Origin of the sequence: Hymenobacter fodinae, from assembly GCF_004745825.1 — a bacterium.
In the GTDB taxonomy this organism is placed as follows: domain Bacteria; phylum Bacteroidota; class Bacteroidia; order Cytophagales; family Hymenobacteraceae; genus Hymenobacter; species Hymenobacter fodinae.
This window is the reverse complement of the sequence record NZ_SRLA01000014.1, coordinates 1-679: the sequence shown is the minus strand read 5'-3', so window position 1 is coordinate 679 and position 679 is coordinate 1. Positions and strand designations below refer to the sequence as shown.

Here is a 679-nt window from a genome sequence, read left to right as displayed (position 1 = left end):
ACAGAAGCCAGTTAGGGTAGAACAAGTAACTGGGGCTAAGTCGTAACAAGGTAGCCGTACCGGAAGGTGCGGCTGGATCACCTCCTTTCTGGAGCACGTCGACTCGATCGGCGCAGCTGGTGTTCGTACCGCTACTCTTATAAGTACTTCCCGTACTGTCTTTCCTTTTATTCAACGTTTTTATTACGGATTCGACTTTTAGTCGTGCCCGGGCTTGTAGCTCAGGTGGTTAGAGCGCTACACTGATAATGTAGAGGTCCGTGGTTCGAGTCCACGCAGGCCCACTTCGTCTAACGAAAGGTTAGGCGTGGATCAAACCGGGGGATTAGCTCAGCTGGCTAGAGCACCTGCCTTGCACGCAGGGGGTCAACGGTTCGAATCCGTTATTCTCCACAATACTTATGCTTCAATTGGGAGCGTAAGCGTGAGAATACTAATACATAGAAGTAACGCCCAAAACGTTCTTCTACTCTGTTGCTCAACTGGAGCAACATATGTTCTTTGACGTAGTGAAACGAGAGAGAAAAAGAAGTGCTGTACTCTAGTAGTATGGCGCGGAGCAGCCGGCCTACGGGTCAGCTGCCAGAAGAAGTAAGCAAGGGCACACGGAGGATGCCTAGGCTCGCAGAGGCGATGAAGGACGCGATAAGCTGCGATAAGCTACGGGGATGGGCACATA

General features: G+C 51.1%; 2 tRNA genes and 2 rRNA genes. All 4 read left to right on the top strand.

Going from position 1 to position 679, the window contains the following annotated elements:
* Window positions 1-88: ribosomal RNA gene (locus EU556_RS25910) — 16S ribosomal RNA — on the top strand; the annotation flags it as partial.
* Between the two features lie 122 nt (window positions 89-210).
* A tRNA-Ile gene (locus EU556_RS25905) sits at window positions 211-284 on the top strand.
* Window positions 285-319: 35 nt separating this feature from the next.
* Window positions 320-393 (top strand) — tRNA-Ala (locus EU556_RS25900).
* Between the two features lie 192 nt (window positions 394-585).
* A 23S ribosomal RNA gene (locus tag EU556_RS25895) occupies window positions 586-679 on the top strand; the annotation flags it as partial.